Source organism: Dapis brunnea BLCC-M229, from assembly GCF_050015995.1.
In the GTDB taxonomy this organism is placed as follows: domain Bacteria; phylum Cyanobacteriota; class Cyanobacteriia; order Cyanobacteriales; family Microcoleaceae; genus Trichodesmium.
Genome location: NZ_JBNHEP010000021.1, coordinates 3,156 through 19,358, shown reverse-complemented (window position 1 = coordinate 19,358; position 16,203 = coordinate 3,156). Strand labels below are relative to the sequence as shown.

The 16,203-nt window shown below is 35.2% G+C and carries 13 protein-coding genes; 8 read left to right on the top strand and 5 right to left on the bottom strand.

Annotated features, from left to right (window positions below; genetic code table 11):
- Positions 1-110: 110 nt before the first annotated feature.
- Positions 111-494, bottom strand: coding sequence for a hypothetical protein (locus ACP6PM_RS02110; RefSeq protein ID WP_426581403.1), 384 nt, complete (start codon positions 492-494; stop codon positions 111-113).
- Positions 495-505: 11 nt separating this feature from the next.
- Positions 506-1,414, bottom strand: a complete 909-nt coding sequence (locus ACP6PM_RS02105) for a hypothetical protein (protein ID WP_426581401.1) — start codon at positions 1,412-1,414, stop codon at positions 506-508.
- Positions 1,415-2,494: 1,080 nt separating this feature from the next.
- Between ACP6PM_RS02105 and ACP6PM_RS02100 the strand changes: the two genes are divergently transcribed.
- Positions 2,495-4,429: a mechanosensitive ion channel domain-containing protein gene (locus ACP6PM_RS02100; protein WP_426581399.1), complete on the top strand. Its 1,935-nt coding sequence runs from the start codon at positions 2,495-2,497 to the stop codon at positions 4,427-4,429.
- A 79-nt stretch (positions 4,430-4,508) separates the two neighbouring features.
- Positions 4,509-4,652, top strand: a complete 144-nt coding sequence (locus ACP6PM_RS02095; protein ID WP_426581397.1) for a hypothetical protein — start codon at positions 4,509-4,511, stop codon at positions 4,650-4,652.
- A gap of 82 nt (positions 4,653-4,734) precedes the next feature.
- Here ACP6PM_RS02095 and ACP6PM_RS02090 read toward each other — a convergent pair whose 3' ends face one another.
- On the bottom strand, positions 4,735-4,941 hold the full coding sequence (locus ACP6PM_RS02090) for a hypothetical protein (protein ID WP_426581395.1): 207 nt from the start codon (positions 4,939-4,941) through the stop codon (positions 4,735-4,737).
- Positions 4,942-6,455: 1,514 nt separating this feature from the next.
- On the opposite strand from ACP6PM_RS02090, the gene ppk1 reads away from it, so the two are divergent.
- Together ppk1 and ACP6PM_RS02080 are read left to right on the top strand one after the other, a co-directional pair.
- On the top strand, positions 6,456-8,618 hold the full coding sequence (ppk1, locus tag ACP6PM_RS02085) for a polyphosphate kinase 1 (protein ID WP_426581393.1): 2,163 nt from the start codon (positions 6,456-6,458) through the stop codon (positions 8,616-8,618).
- Positions 8,619-9,126: 508 nt separating this feature from the next.
- Complete coding sequence (locus tag ACP6PM_RS02080; RefSeq protein ID WP_426581391.1) at positions 9,127-10,575, top strand: reverse transcriptase domain-containing protein; 1,449 nt, start codon at positions 9,127-9,129, stop codon at positions 10,573-10,575.
- A gap of 116 nt (positions 10,576-10,691) precedes the next feature.
- On the opposite strand, the gene ACP6PM_RS02075 is transcribed toward ACP6PM_RS02080, so the two are convergent.
- Positions 10,692-11,168, bottom strand: a complete 477-nt coding sequence (locus ACP6PM_RS02075) for a Uma2 family endonuclease (protein WP_426581390.1) — start codon at positions 11,166-11,168, stop codon at positions 10,692-10,694.
- Between the two features lie 115 nt (positions 11,169-11,283).
- Here ACP6PM_RS02075 and ACP6PM_RS02070 point away from each other — a divergent pair, with 115 nt between their 5' ends.
- The 4 genes from ACP6PM_RS02070 (at position 11,284) to ACP6PM_RS02055 (ending at position 15,332) form a co-directional block, all read left to right on the top strand.
- Positions 11,284-11,538, top strand: a complete 255-nt coding sequence (locus tag ACP6PM_RS02070) for a hypothetical protein (RefSeq protein ID WP_426581388.1) — start codon at positions 11,284-11,286, stop codon at positions 11,536-11,538.
- Between the two features lie 590 nt (positions 11,539-12,128).
- The gene (locus ACP6PM_RS02065) at positions 12,129-12,740 is read left to right on the top strand and encodes a cysteine dioxygenase family protein (RefSeq protein ID WP_426581387.1); all 612 of its coding nucleotides are present in this window, start codon (positions 12,129-12,131) and stop codon (positions 12,738-12,740) included.
- Positions 12,741-13,295: 555 nt separating this feature from the next.
- A complete protein-coding gene (locus tag ACP6PM_RS02060; RefSeq protein ID WP_426581385.1) occupies positions 13,296-14,696 on the top strand; it encodes a protein adenylyltransferase SelO in 1,401 nt (466 codons plus the stop codon).
- 537 nt (positions 14,697-15,233) lie between these two features.
- Complete coding sequence (locus tag ACP6PM_RS02055) at positions 15,234-15,332, top strand: MerR family DNA-binding transcriptional regulator (protein WP_426581415.1); 99 nt, start codon at positions 15,234-15,236, stop codon at positions 15,330-15,332.
- 138 nt (positions 15,333-15,470) lie between these two features.
- On the opposite strand, the gene ACP6PM_RS02050 is transcribed toward ACP6PM_RS02055, so the two are convergent.
- A partial coding sequence (locus ACP6PM_RS02050; RefSeq protein ID WP_426581384.1) for a hypothetical protein occupies positions 15,471-16,203 on the bottom strand: 733 nt, incomplete at its 5' end.

Below are 16,203 nucleotides of genomic sequence, written 5' to 3'. Positions count from 1 at the left end.
CAGAAATATTTTTAACGATTCTAGGCATTAAGCAAAAATATCTTATTCCTAAAAATTCTATTCCCCATCTTCCCATCTCCCCATCTCCCTACCTCCCCATCTCCCTTCATTCAAGAAAAATCTAAAGGTGGTAATGCTCCTATTTTTGGTTCTAAATTAGATATCTCTGGATAAATAAGTGGGGGAATTTCTTGATTTCCCAATTCTGTGAGATTGTGAATATTCTGATGATTAGTTACAGGTAAGTCTAGAATAAGACTGCTGTCTCTATATCCTTCTTTTATATCTTGAACCCAAGTTTTGATGATTGTTTTTAAGTGCATATCATTAATTTTACAATTACTCTGGCTTTCTAGTTCATTTTTAATTTTATTACATACTATTGGGGTGAAAAAAATTGTTGGCTCGTCTTCATAATGTTGTTCTAAATCTACAGTATATCTATATTGTTGATTGGTGTTTTTTTTTGTGATATTCAGGCAGTATTGTACCATAATAATTTCAACTAATTAAGTGTAACAGCATCTATCGCCCAATTATTATTTGCAGAATTCCAGATTAAAAATAACTCCAGGGATTGACTAATATTTTCTCCTGATTTTTTTGTATATTTTACTTGTACATTTATTGTAGATGTGTCTGTACTTGTATTAGTTTGTTGAACATTTTGAATCACAATATTACTGATTCCTGACCACCAGTCATAATATGAATTATAACCATCTGGATGTAGTTTTTCATTATTCTGAAAACTTGATGATAGTTGATTCCAAGCTTGCTGATATTTATCTTGATTCAGATTTGAATAATAATTTTTTACTGCTTCTTCAGCAGAAGTTTTGGTAGAAGCTTTGGTAGAAGTTGTTTCTGATATTGGCGTTGATGAAGAAGCTGATGTTGCAGTTTCTGAACTAACCACAGATGGTTCTGGTCTTGGCAAATCACCTAAACTCATTTCTAAGTTAAACTGTGAAGATTTAGTAGGAGTTGAAACTTGTACAATGTATTCTCCTGTTAGGGGTAAATCAATAGACATTTGTTCTCCCGAAATAGGAGAATCTTGCTGTGTAGCTATAATTAATTCTCGTCGTTGTAATAGTTTAGTATCTGGGGCAAATATCCAAATACAAACATTGCTAGTAATTCTATAGTTAAAATCTTTGCCTGTTCTGGCATAAAATTTATATCCAAGTTGTTTTTCGGAGTTAACAGTATCCGATATAGTAATGATATTTGCAGTTAAAGATAAAGATTTAGTATCTGTTTTTCCCAGACGAGTTTTTGGTTTTTGTGGGCATTCTACAAAAGTCGGAGTGGGGGATGTACTAGGCAAATATAATTGATTTTCAGGAGTAGAAAAGTTACTACACCCATAGATGATTGAGATAGTCAAATATAGTAGTGATTTCTTCATATATTGATTTGTGCATAGATTGTTCATTAATGGATAATGGATAATGGATAATTACCTCTCCCTAAAATGGATTGGATTGACGCGGAGCGTGAAAATTTTTTCTGATCAAGGGGAGATTGAATATGGTTAGGTAACCCATCCATCCCATCCTACGGAATGCTCCACAAACGACCGCTTGTTTCTCCTAATTAGGAGAGGCTTTAAACCTTAATTATTCGGTAAAAAAATGAGGACTTGCTCTTTAGACTGAGTAGAGTTAATTACGAGTAAATGGTTGATGAAATTTTTCTCACTTTCACTCAATTCAGGCATAAATTATCTAATAATATTAGCTTTAGTTATGTTAGCTGAATTAAAATATTAGTCTGAGGGTATAATCTTTTTATTGGTGTTGACATGATTTAGTTTGATACTTTAAAATATATAACAATATTATATAGTCTTTCTTATACCAATGAAGCTATATTCAATAAAATGTAGCCTCCGACTCAAATTCTGGTTTATTTGTTTCTATCAAAGATTTATGGTATCTTCCTAATAAACCCGACTTCGGTACAGTTGAAACTGAACTTAAGTTCAATTAATTTCAGTTAATTCATTTCTGAGAATGAGTTGGAAAAAATTTATAGGTATTGCGAAAATGGACTTAAGTTGGAACTAAAAAAATATCAGGACTTACCGAATAATTAAGGTAAAAAACCTCTCCTAATTAGGAGAAACAAGCGGTCAAGGGATGGCGAGGAGACCTCGCCATATCCAATCTCCTCTTGAGAAGAAAAAATTTTCACGCTCCGCGTCAATCCAATCCATTTTAGAGAGAGGTAATTATCCATTATCCATTATCCATTAATGAAGGACACCAAACCCAGAAACCCAGTTTTTTCTATAGATGTCTATTGTTATAACCAACAATTTCTCTTAGTAACCCGGTTTCTTTGGGTAAGTCCTAAACATAATCACTAAGTCCAGAAAATTATTTGTATAAATTATTTGTATATTTATTAATTAGCTATCTCCATTTTGCCTCTTGCCCACCTCCCTCAAATATTAAACTAATTCTATACAGGTACTTATATGGCTATGGCAAGATTTCAGAAATATGTATTTAGATTTGCCCTTGTAGTTTGCATCAGTTTACTATCAGTATTTCTACTTTCTCCTGTCCAAGCTGAAGATGTAACAACTGTCAAAGTTCCAGTGGTATTAGATGGTCGGGAACTCTTAGAAATAGGTCCTTTGGGAAAAGTCACAGCTGAGGAACGAGCTGAATTTATAACATCAACTCTAGAGTCAGCCTTAGCTGATAGTATTGAACGGGGAAAACCTCCAGAGGTCAAAATAGTTCGCTCTAATCAAAATGTGCTATTGAAAGTTGATAGTCGCCCCTTGGTGCAAGTGCCAGAAGATACCCTCAACTCCATGTACTCAGAGATGCAGCCGCAAATGTGGCAGGAAAAACTCCAGCAGGGTTTGGATAAAAGTTGGCGGGAACGCACACCAGCTTATACCCGTTGGGCAGTCAAAAAGCTGACAATTGCCTTTTTAACTACTCTATTGCTTCAGGGGGGACTCGTATTACTATTTCGTTACATTCTACGCCAGAAGCTCCAAAATCCTCAGAGACGCTGGCACTCTTTACAACTATTAATTTTAGTATTATTCCAAGTAGGAGTATGGGCGACATTTATCAATTATGGAATTCAATTATTTCCCATAACTAGAGGTTGGTTTTACGAGATTTTTCAACTTCTAGACAGTACATTTAATGCCAGAATGTTTAAATTGGGAGAAGAAAGCATTTCTCTCAACCGAATATTAGCGATCGCCCTAACGATCGCTGGACTTTGGATAGGAGTAGGTTGGTTTGTTAGTATTCTCAAATCTCGCTTGCTCCCTCTCACAGAAGCAGAACCTAGTCACCAAGATACAATTGCTTTTTTTGTCGAATACGGACTGCTATCTCTAGGAGCGCTGCTAATTCTTAATGCTGGAGGGGTAGACTTTCAGTCTCTAGCTATTCTGCTTGGGGCGCTGGGAATAGGTATTGGTTTTGGATTACAAAATATTGTTAAAGACTTTATCTGTGGGTTAATTTTAATCGTCGTCCGTCCGATAAAAGTTGGAGAGTTGGTTCAAGTAGGAGATTTTCAAGGTTTAGTTCAACGCATCGGTGCCAGAACTACTGACATTTCTAATATCGAACGCTATATTATTACTATTCCCAATTCTCGTTTTATTGAAGGGGAAGTCCTCAACTGGAACCGTAGCGGTTTAACTAGAGTAAAAACTTATGTGAAAATTCCATATGGTACAGATATTGATTTTGTCTACAAGATTCTACTTGCTGCTGCTCAAGTAGAACATCCAGATATTCTCCGCCATCCTCCCCCCAAGGTAAAATTTCGGGAATATACAGAGGATGGGTTGCAGTTTCGGGTGGTAGCATTTATCCGCGATCCTCTTAAGCAACCAAAGGTAAGAACCCACCTATATAACCAGATAGAAAGATATTTGCGAAAGTATGGAGTAGAAGTTGCTCGTCCCCAACAAGACCTACATCTCAAAGACCTCGATCCAGAAATCTATGCTTGGATGCGATCGCAAACCCCTGTCGAATATCGACTTCTACCTCAAGAAATTCCATCTATTGAACTTCCTCCTATCAAAGAAGAGTATGACTGGGAGGTAATATCTAGTGCGATGCGTGGAGAGAATGGAGTTTCTATCAAAGATCGAAGATTTCAGTTTAAGCTCTTCAAAAAAGTCTTTTTAGGGTCGGAAGCAGTAGAGTGGTTAATGATTAATGAACGAGCTACCAGGGAAGAAGCAATTCTGATGGGTGAGTTAATGTTACAACAGGGGATAATTCACCACGTTTTCGACGAACATAATTTTAAAGATGAGCCTCTTTTTTATCGATTCTATAATGATGAAATTGAAGCCAATATTAACACTAATTCTAATAGCTCAGAAAATGAAATTGATTCAAATCTACAAGATGATTCCGAGCGATAAGGAGGAGTCAGGTTTAAGCCTGCTCTTGAGAATAAGTTACAGATAATAGTCAGTGGTTCTCACAGAAGCAGGAAGTGAGATGCCAGAGCTGCATGCGATCGCGGAATGCGGAACAGAGTTCTATCATGTATGGGTAAGTTTACTACAACGGACTGCTATATCTTTATTAGTCAAATGGACATATCCTGTAAAGTATTTTAATCACTTTTATTCTCAGAATTAAGTTGCGCTAAAGCATTGTAGGAATATTTGGGGTGCTAAAGCACAACTACAAACAAAGATTTTTTTATAACTATTTTTGATAACTAATAATCAGAATCATTCCAAGCAGACAATTTTTCTCCTGCTTGCTCTACTCTTGCATTTTCAGGAGCTACATCCAAAACAGCAATACTTCTATTAACTACACTGGCTACTCCGAATCCAACGTAAACTGCTGTAGCAATAAATGTCAAAGCTGCGATACCGAGAACTGGAACTACAGATTCTGATTTTGATTTATTGGGAGTCATTTTATATTATCCTTTCTTTTCTTAATGTATATTTTCACTATATCTATGACATATCCGTATATTTACACACCTTCTACAATTTTATAGCTGTTTGATAAATGTTTGCTACAAATCTCTGTTGCTTGTTGCCTGTTGCCTGGTTCCTGTTGCGTATAACTAGAGTTTTGTAGAATTCTTTTTTCGGTAGTGGTATTAGTAGGAATAAGAATACCATTTCTCAAAAACTTTTCAACCCGTATCTTGAGTAGGGGAGTAGGGTCGGAGGTAGGGACGTTCCATGCAACGTCCGTACACAGAAGTAAACATAAAAATAATTAATACACTACTGGCTAACAATTATTAAAAAGGTAATTCGGCCTTTTTTCATTACTTAATAATTGAACCATCCTTAAGTATAGCATTAATGCATGGTAATTGCTATAACCCCTTTCACAACAAAAAACATCACATTTTCAAATACTCCATATATAATCATCTAATATAACACTAAATCTTTACTGAATCTTCATATATTCTTGACTGTAATGATTGAGTAAACCAAAATAATTAGTTTCTCCGCGGCCCTCGCAATGAAAAGTATCAGGATATTTGATTCAGTGCAGTTTCAAGGCTTAGAAGTCGGGTTTAGCAGGAACATACTATAAATAGGGTTTGCTGAAAAAGTCTGATAGTGATGATAGGGAACACTTAACAGGGAACAGGCAACAGTTTAAATATCTGCCACGGCCAAATTTTCTGATAGTCAGGGGAAAAGTTTGAGCATTTTGAGACTACAAGAGCCAAAAACCAGGTATTTTTTCAGAATTAAAAACAATGTAAGCCATATCTGGCATTGATTACACCTTTATTCAGCTAGCCCTAAATATTTGATGGAAACAAATAAACACGACTTCTCTGTGAGGCTATTTGATTAAGTCTTGTGTGATTAAATTCCTTCTAAGACAACATTTAATTCAGGTCGCGAGCAAGTCAAAAATGAAGCTGAATGCTGAATTAGGAATGCTGACCGCTGTTAGCTCCGCATTCCGCAGGAAATGCTTACATCACACCACTATTGCGATCGCAATACAAACATAAATTATTCTTGATATTTGTGTGCGGTGAAAGTCAAATATATTTAGCATTCATTACCATTACTTAAACATTTATTTACCAAAGCATAACTTGTCTAGATAAATATTTTAACTAGGTTGGAAATTGACCACACTATTTACACTATTAGACATCTCCAATAATAAAAAATAAAATCAATTATTGTACATAAACCATCAATTATTTCCTACTAATCTGTACGGACGTTCCATGCAACGTCCATACTACTCCCGACTCCCTCTTTTCTGAAGAGGTCTATTTAATCTGGCGATCGCTTTCAACCTTCGCAGCAATTTAACTAGATTCATCAAAGGTTATAATTACACTGTTAATTCTTGGAAAAAGTATACTTTACAACTTATCAAGACTACCTTACAATCAATGTAAATTTCAACCAATATCAATAGATACCCTAATTAACTATGTCCAAAAACAAAAAAAATGCAACAGAAACTCCTGTAGAAAGAAATTTCAGTGACCCAAAATATTACTTTAACAGAGAATTTAGTTGGTTAGAGTTTAACCGTAGGGTTTTATCTGAAGGTTTAGACCCCCGTACTCCCCTATTAGAACGTTTAAAATTTTTAGGAATTTTTAGTTCTAACTTAGATGAATATTTTATGGTTAGGGTAGCGATTCTGAAAAAACAAATAGAAGCTGAAGTGCATAAGTTAACTCCTGACGGTCGTACTCCCCAAGAACAACTAGATGGGATTAATCAAACTCTATTACCAATGGTTTCTTTACAACACCAATTCTTTGAGGAAACCTTACGACCAGAATTAGGAAAAAATGGCATTTATATCCTCAATTATATAGACCTAAATAAAGAGCAAAAAACATATTTACAAAACTATTTTGAAGAACACATATTTCCCGTACTCACACCTCTAGCTATTGATGCAAGCCATCCTTTTCCTTATTTATCTAATCTTAGTTTTAACTTAGCAGTAATGCTGAAAAATCCAGATACTCAAGAAGATTTATTAGCCAGAATTAAAGTTCCCAAAATATTGCCTAGATTTTTGCCCTTACCAAAACAATTACAAATAAAAGAAAACGCTAAAACAGTAAATTGGATGGGAGTTCCTCTCGAACAAGTCATTGCTCACAATTTGGGTTCTCTGTTTCCAGGTATGGATATTCAGGAATATCACCTATTTCGGATTACTCGTGATGCTGACTTAGCAGTGCAGGAAGATGAAGGTGATGACTTGCTGTTAGTGATTGAAAAAGAACTCCGAAAACGGCGTATAGGTGGTACGGTAGTCAGAATGGAAATTAACCCAACAATGCCAAGTAAATTAAAAAAGATATTAATGGAAAAGTTGGAGTTGTCGGAAAAAGATGTTTACACAGTAAATGGATTACTCGATTTAAAAGATTTAATGTCATTCCTAGGGTTGCCGTTACCCAACCTTAAAGATCCAAGTTGGGGATCTATTATGCCTCCGCGGTTGCGAAATTATAGTGATGATATAACAACTGGTGACCTTAATGAGAAGAATGGAATTGACTTTTTTGAAGTAATTCGCCAGAAAGATTTATTGGTGCATCATCCATATCACTCTTTTGCAAGTACGGTACAAGGTTTTATTACCCAAGCAGCACACGACCCTAATGTATTGGCGATTAAGATGACTCTCTACCGCACTTCTGGAGATTCACCTATTATCAATGCTTTGATTGCTGGGGCAGAAAATGGCAAACAAGTAGCAGCATTGGTGGAATTGAAAGCAAGATTTGATGAAGAAAATAATATTCAATGGGCGCGGAAGTTAGAACGATCTGGGGTTCATGTAGTTTATGGTTTAGCAGGTCTGAAGACTCATACAAAAGTTGTGATGGTGGTGCGTCAGGAGGAAGGTCATATCCGTCGTTATGTTCATATTGGCACTGGTAACTATAATCCTAAGACGGCTAAACTTTATACTGATTTGGGTTTGTTGAGTTGTCGCCCAGAATTAGGAGCAGATTTAGCAGATTTGTTTAATTTCTTGACAGGATATTCTCGGCAACAGTCTTACCGGAAGTTGTTGGTGGCACCTGTGAATATGCGCGATCGCTTTATCAAACTGATTCGTCGGGAAATTGAGAATTGCAAAGATGGAGATACTGGTCGTATTGTGGCGAAGATGAATTCTTTGGTAGACCCTCAAATCATTGCTAATTTGTATGAAGCATCCCAAGCAGGGGTGAAAATTGATTTGATTATCCGTGGTATTTGTTGTCTGCGTCCGGGTTTGAAAGATACCAGTGAAAATATTAAGGTGGTGAGTATTATCGGGCGTTATTTAGAACACTCTCGGATTTTCTACTTCCATAATAAAGGTAAGGAAGAGGTGTATATTGGTTCTGCTGACTGGATGCCTCGTAATCTTAACCGTCGGGTAGAAGCTATTACACCTGTCGAAGATACTGACCTCACGAAAGAGTTACAAGAGATTCTAGGTATTCTGTTATCTGATAACCGCCAAGCTTGGGATTTACAACCAGACGGTCAGTATATTCAGCGTCGTTCTACTGATAATTCTCCTGAACTTGGTTCCCATAGAATTTTGATGGAAACTGTAGCGAATAATTAGACACAGAGAGATAATGTAGGGATGTTCTATGGAATGTTCCTACTTGTAAATTTGCTATATTGACTCAGAAAACTAGATAAATTTTGATAACTTGAGAGAGTTAATGCTTTGAAGTTAGGAAGGATAAAGAATAGGATATTATGGCTGAAATAGTTGCTGAGCATACAAAACCACCTGTTCAAATAACATTGAAATAATCTGCGAGTGTATGAATAGACATCTCAACTTAAAATAGACCTCTCCGGAAAAGAGGGAACAGGGAACAGGGAACAGGGAACAGGGAGAAGTAATTGATAATTTCTGGATAAGAATTGATTCTATTTTTAATTTTCGGAGATGTCTAATGATATAAAATCCGGTTGAACAGTCGTCATTACGACGATAGGAAGCAATCTCATAGGCGCACGGAGATTGCTTCCTTCCACTCCGTTCCAGTCGCAATGACTAGGCTATAGTAATTATCCGGAATTTTATATGATAGGATAATTATAGTGTGATTTTAACAAATATGAATAATCCAGTATCTGACTTTATTTTAGATGATTTGAAGAGAACATTATTTCCATTAAACTTGACTGAGTATATAGCTAAGTATGCTCAATCACATCTTTCAGATTTTATCAACAAAATATACTCTGGTAAAGAAAACTTTAATCCACAGATTCGGGTTTATTCAGATAAACCTAATCGAGCAGTCAGAAGAACCTTGAAGTTAGACCCTGTTGCCGAGTGGTATATTTATGATATTGCCTACAAATATAGGAAAAAATTCCGACTATTGAAAAATAATAATAGATGTACTTATGGATATATTTTCCGAGATGGTAAGCCAGTTCCAGGCAGAGAATCATATCAAGAATTCAAGAAAAATTATCGCAATTGTAGAAATAAATTTCAATATTCAATGGAACTAGATATTGCAAATTATTTTAACAGCATTTATCACCACGATCTTGAAAATTGGTTTAAAAACTTGATTGAGGATGATAAAGATACAAAAATTTTCGGTCAGTTCTTAAGACAGATTAATACAGGTCGTTCTATTGATTGTTTACCTCAAGGTATATATCCATGTAAAATGATCTTACAATACATAGATTATAATGGTGGTTTACGCTCTAAAAGCTATTTAAGATTTATGGATGATTTTGCATTATTTGATAACGATCAATCTATCCTCTATGAAGATTTGTACAAAATGCAAATTCTACTAGGAAACAAAGGTTTATCTATTAATGAAGCCAAACTAAAACTTTCTTCAAAACCCAATAGTGATGACTTAGAAAAAATTGATGATACAAAAGTTGAACTTTTAAAAATCCGTGTAAATTTATTACAAGATTATGATGAAATTGATGACGATAACCAAATATCCCTAACTCCAGAGCAAAGGGATTTTATTTTGGATATTTTGAGTAACGATCCTATAACTGAAGAAGATGCTGAACTTACACTTACTCTAATGGGGGAGCAATGGGAAGATGTTTTCGATCAAATATTAGGTATAGCTTTTGAATACCCAAATCTAGCCAAAAGTTGCTACAATTTTTTCCAGTCTGCTTCCTTTGATGCTCGAGAAAGTGTAGCTCGGGTTATTTTACAGAAGGTGAAGTCGGGCGAACACCTAACAGAGTATCAGCTATTTTGGATGGCTAAAATGTGTGAAGACTTTTTAATGGAGACTAAAGTTACTGGTGAACTCTTACATCAACTTTATGAGCATCGTTCAGCAACTGATATTTCTCGTGCGAAACTCCTTGAGATTCAAAGTTCAAAACATGGACTCCCTGAACTAAGACAACCTCATTTGACAAATGGATCGTCAACTTGGTTATCTTGGTGTGCTGCAATTGGTTCATTAGCTGAAGTTAAAGCGTGGAGAAACCACTATCTACAGTATTTTAAAAAAGCTTCAACTATTAATTGTTTAATTGGAGAAGTTATATCTGGTCTGTAAGCTAAAGTTAATATATTTCAGAGTGATCGCCTCCCAACCTACTCCCCAAATAATCTCCCTACTGAAACCTCTATATCCCTAAACGCCAACGGTACAACTACCCCCTGACTCAAAATTTATTGCGACTCATAACCTGCATCAGTAGGAGAACGAAATACCACAACTTCCCTATCTAACAAATTAATCACCCAATATTCTCGAATACCTGCTGCAGCATAAATCTTGCTCTTGACTTCCAAATCTTTAGTCAAAGTAGAATTAGAATATTCTATCAACCAAAATATATTTTCTGGATAGGGATGATGTTCGCGATAATTTTTGCCTAAACGTTCTACAATTGCGATATCTGGTTCCGGTTCAGAATTACTTTGTGGCAAAGTAATAGGTTTACCTTGACGCACTTTAGCACGTTCTCCTAACAGATATATCAAATATTCTCCCGCTTCATCACTGCTATAAGCATGAAATTCTCCCTCCGGTCCCATTTCCACAATTTCTCCATTCAGTAACTCAACACAGCGTCTCATTAATATTCCTGCTGCAATCATCTGATGATATTCTGCAACTGTCCACTTAGCAAGAGTCAAAGTCATGGCGATCGCTCCTTTTATTTGATAGTTTCGATCTTAATCCACACTGTTAAATTTTCTCATCAAAATTGTCTATAACTTTATAGTAAAATTGAGGTAATAAGACAAAAAAAATTAAATGACAAAAAGAGAATGTCCGAAATGTAACACTAAATTTAAACTGCCTTCCATATCTATTCCTATCTTACTGCCACCAACGGGTAAAGATTATGAGTGGGTGGACGGTAGTGAAATACTTACTTGCCCCCATTGTAATGCTACTCTCATAGTATGGGTTCGCGAATATCTTGAAGAAGACAAACAAGAAATCGGTGAGTTAGAATTTTTAGATGATGGTAAGGAAGATAAAAAGAAGAAAAAAAAGAAGAAATAGTAATTTTTAACTCTGATTATATGATATTTGTGCCACATAAAGAAATTTAATGAAGTCAGATAGGGGAGCCGTTAGATTAGCGACCTACAGAAGTTGTTTTTGTAAAGAAGATTAGAGCAATCCTCCAAAAATATTTCACCAATTAAGGCGAGGTTTTAGATTCAATTATTTTGATAAAAATATGGTGAGAATAATAAACTTGAGTAGATATTTCCTAACTATTTACGTCAATAATACTGAGGAACACAATATTATAAATTTCAATAATTTATGCAGAATATTATGTCAAATAGAACACAGAAAAATCAATACTTTACTTGTATGAACTTAAGAACTTTATAAATCATAAATATTTTATATTTTCTTTATTGTTTTAGAAGCAATTCTGGCTATATAGCTAAGAAAAAATTGGTTAGGACTAACGACTAACGATCGATCTTAGACTAGGAAACATTTTTCCAACTATTCCCTATTCCCTATTCTCTATTCCCTATTCCCTATTCCGTGCTATATAATGTATAAATATTTGCAGTTAATTCTCACAAATTGCCATTAACTAAAGCATAATTAGTACCAGAGGAGAAATAAACATGAAAAATCGAGATTGGTTTTTGACTGGAGACGGTGAATGTCAACCTTGTGAAACTGTAAATGAATGGAAATTATTAAGAGAAAATTATCGGCTTTATCGATTTTTAACGGAACTTGAAGATACTTTGAAAGATGCTATAGATGAAGCTAGTTGTTTGCCAAAAATTAGACTCTTAGTCCGACAATTTATGACTAATTCATACTGGTTGCAAACTCAAGAGCCAGAACCTTGTGAAAAAAGAGGAATATCTGTTACTTTATTGTATGATGAGTTAGGATTTCCCCTGACAGTACAAACAGTAAAATTTATGCCAGGAGCAATTTCAACAATTCATAATCATGGTACTTGGGGAATCATTGCTGTATTAAAAGGTCAGGAAAAAAATACTTTTTGGAAACGTAGTCCTGACCCAGAAAATCAATATAAAATTGAACGAGTTGGAGAGCAAATATTACAACCTGGAGATTTAATTAGTCTGACTTCTGATGCTATTCATAGTGTAGAAGTAGTTGGAGATGAACCTACATTTACTTTTAATATTTATGGTGAAACAAAATCTTCTGAAAGGTTTGAATTTGACCCAGTTGCTCAAACAGCGAAAAAGTTTTGAAGAATGAAGAAGGATTCAAGAATTAATAATTAACAATTAACAATTAATAATTAATAATTATCTCTTTTTATAAAGAAGAACATTGGCTAAAAGGAATTTTTTTCTTTTTTCTCCATGAATCGAGAGGCTTTATATCTTAATTTTAAGGAGGAAAAAGAAAGACAACTGTACCTCAGTAACTTGAGAGTAGTAATAAAGATAAGTTTAAATTCTATGGCAATCTCCGCTTATGTTGTCAAAATTAAAACACTAGAAATAAAGCCCGAAACTCTTAACTATTGCTCATTGCCTATTCCCTATTCCCAAAAAGCGGCAAGATTTTGGACACGAATAAAATAGGATTGCTATAGTTGGTTTTGAGGAATAATTCTGGCTTGATGAATAAATAAATATAGAATCCTGATGTATCATCAGTTTAAGTGGTATTAAACCTAGAAAAAGCGCCAAAAAATTACTAAATTAATATTTAAGGGATTTTCCCTCACCTGACTGGAAAAAAAGCAGAAAAATTAACACCTGTATACAACTATACCCTATTCCCTTTTTAAGAAAATAATGTCTAATCCTTTACTTTCTCTCAACTATGAACCTGCCATTGAAGCTTTAGGCGGTGACTATTATGATGAGGTACTTGCTGCTGAATTTCCCCAACATATTTTGCGATTTCGTAACGATAAATTACTTCCTAAAATAGGGCTAAATTCTCAAGATGTGAAGGATGAGCATTTTATTCAAGCTTTTGGTAAATTTCATTGTGTTGGGCCTTTTTTAGCCCTACGTTATCACGGTTATCAATTCGGTGAATATAACCCTTACTTAGGAGATGGTAGGGGTTTTCTTTATGGTCAAGTGCGTGGGGTAGATGGTGAATTATATGACTTTGGTACTAAGGGTTCGGGTACAACACCTTATTCTCGCAGTGCTGATGGTAGACTTACTCTCAAAGGGGGGGTGCGCGAGGTATTGGCTGCTGAAATGTTGCACCGTCATGGGGTTCGCACTTCCCGATGTCTGAGTTTGATTGAAACTGGGGAAGGGTTATGGCGCGGGGATGAACCTTCTCCTACTCGCTCCTCGGTGATGGTGCGTTTTAGTCGTTCTCATATCCGGTTTGGTACTTTTGAAAGGCTACATTTTTTTAAGCGTCCAGATTTAACGAAAAAACTTTTAGACCATGTAATTGATTGTTATTATTCTCATCTGAAGGAAGAGAAGGATCGGTATTTTTTATTCTACTCGGAGTTAGTAGAAAGAGTTGCTAAATTAGTTGCTCAATGGATGGCTGCTGGATTTTGTCATGGTGTCTTAAATACAGATAATATGTCAATTACTGGGGAAAGTTTTGATTATGGCCCTTATGCTTTTATTCCCACATATAATCCTAAATTTACAGCAGCTTATTTTGATTATTCTGGTCTTTATCGTTACAGTCATCAACCATTAGTTTGTAAGTCAAATTTACACCTACTTCAAGAAGCATTAGCTGCAGTTATTGATCAGAAGAATATGAGGTCAGCTTTAGAAAAATTTGATGATTTTTATCTGCATGAATATCGGCAATTAATGATTAAGAGATTAGGGTTTGAACAATTGCCTGAAGCAGATGCAGAAAAGTTATTACAGCTAACTATAAAAATGCTGACAGATTCTCAGATGGGATACCACGATTTCTTTGTGGAATTAACACAAAAATTTTCTCCCCAATGGCGTGATGATATTAGTCAGATTTTTGCTAATTTTGAACAGCCAGAGTTAATAGAGCAGTGGCGAGAATATTATTGTCATCTTTTACAGAGTTACTCTCATAATGAATTAAAGGATATGGCGGAAAAGTTACAACAATATAATCCGCAACAAAGTTTAATTAGACCCGTAATTGAATCAGTCTGGGAAGCAATTACAGTAGAGGATAATTGGCAGCCATTTTATGATTTATTACAGAGAATATATGATTGAAGAAGTAAGAAGTAAGAAGGAATGAGTAATACCATTTCACGGAAGTTAAAAGTCATGCATTCATGCATTAATATTTTATAGGCTCAAAACTTTGACGCCCTCAGTAATTTCCGGAAATTATTTCACCTCTAAAGTTTGAAACTATTTGTGACACCTTTAAAGTGAATTGGTATAAGAAGAGAAAATTGGATGTGGCTATTAACAGTATCAAAATAATCAGAAAAAATTAGACATAATTAGATATTTTATGGGATCTACTAGATTTATATATAGCAATCCCCTGTATATTTGTGTATAAAAATCTTACCGCTTTTAGGGAACACTTAACTGGGAACACTTAACAGGTGGGAGTTTCGGTTTTTTTATCTACTTTTTGATTACCCGCAACCTATGCACGGATTGCTATATAATATGATGTCCAGATAATAAATGATCAAAAAGTTTTTGTTTGTAGTAGGACTTGAGCCACTGAAATATCTATCTTAGGGCTAAAGCTCTACTACGAGCTTTATTTATCTATTCAACCAGACATGATATATTACAGTATCTAAAGCTGCTGAACTGCTAGGAGTGTCAACAAAAACAATTAGAGGATGGGAAACTGAAGGAAGGATAAAAATGAAGGGTCGAGCCTAGGGATAGCTATACCACCTCTTCAGAATTTTATAACTACATCTACAGGACTAACATTACAGCAGTTTCGGAGTTAGTGAAGTACAAAGTTTTATCACTTTAGTAAATAGGAAAGACAGATTAGTCTTCAACTGTACCTCACTATCCTAAAAAGTCCTGTAAGTCATAATAGGTTAAATAATTATTTCCATTACCAAAAATGAATTCTTCAAAATTTTCGGTATTCATAGTCATACCATCTAGTTCAAAAATAACCTGATTGTTACCATTACCGAAACTAATATTATCAAATTGCTTTATGTTGTAAGAGCCAAGGCTGAGTGTATCATAACCCTCACCACCTATTATTTCAGCGTCACCAAAACCTTCAACAAAGTCATTCCCATAACCCATAAATATATTGACGTCACCTCCAAAACTGGAGGCTTCTAATCTATCATCTCCATAACCCATATAAATATCACTGCCAAAAATACCGTAAGAATCGGTTCCGCTTGCCTCGCCAATTAGAGTATCCCATCCATGGCCCATATCAATGTAGCTCTCAGAAATACCGTAAGAATTTTTTCCGCTGGCCTCGCCAGTACCTCCAAAACTGGAGGCTTCTACTCTATCATTTCCATAACTCATATTAATATGACTGCCAAAAATACCGTAAGAATCGGTTCCGGTTGCCTCGCCAATTATAGTATCCGGTTCATTGCCCATATCAATGTGGCTCTCAAAAATACCGTAAGAATTGGTTCCCTCTGCCTTGCCAGTTAGAATATCCTCTCCATAACTCATATAAATTTTGCCACCAGAAATACCGTAAGAATTGGTTCCGGTTGCCTCGCCAATTATAGTATCCGGTTCATTGCCCATATCAATGTGG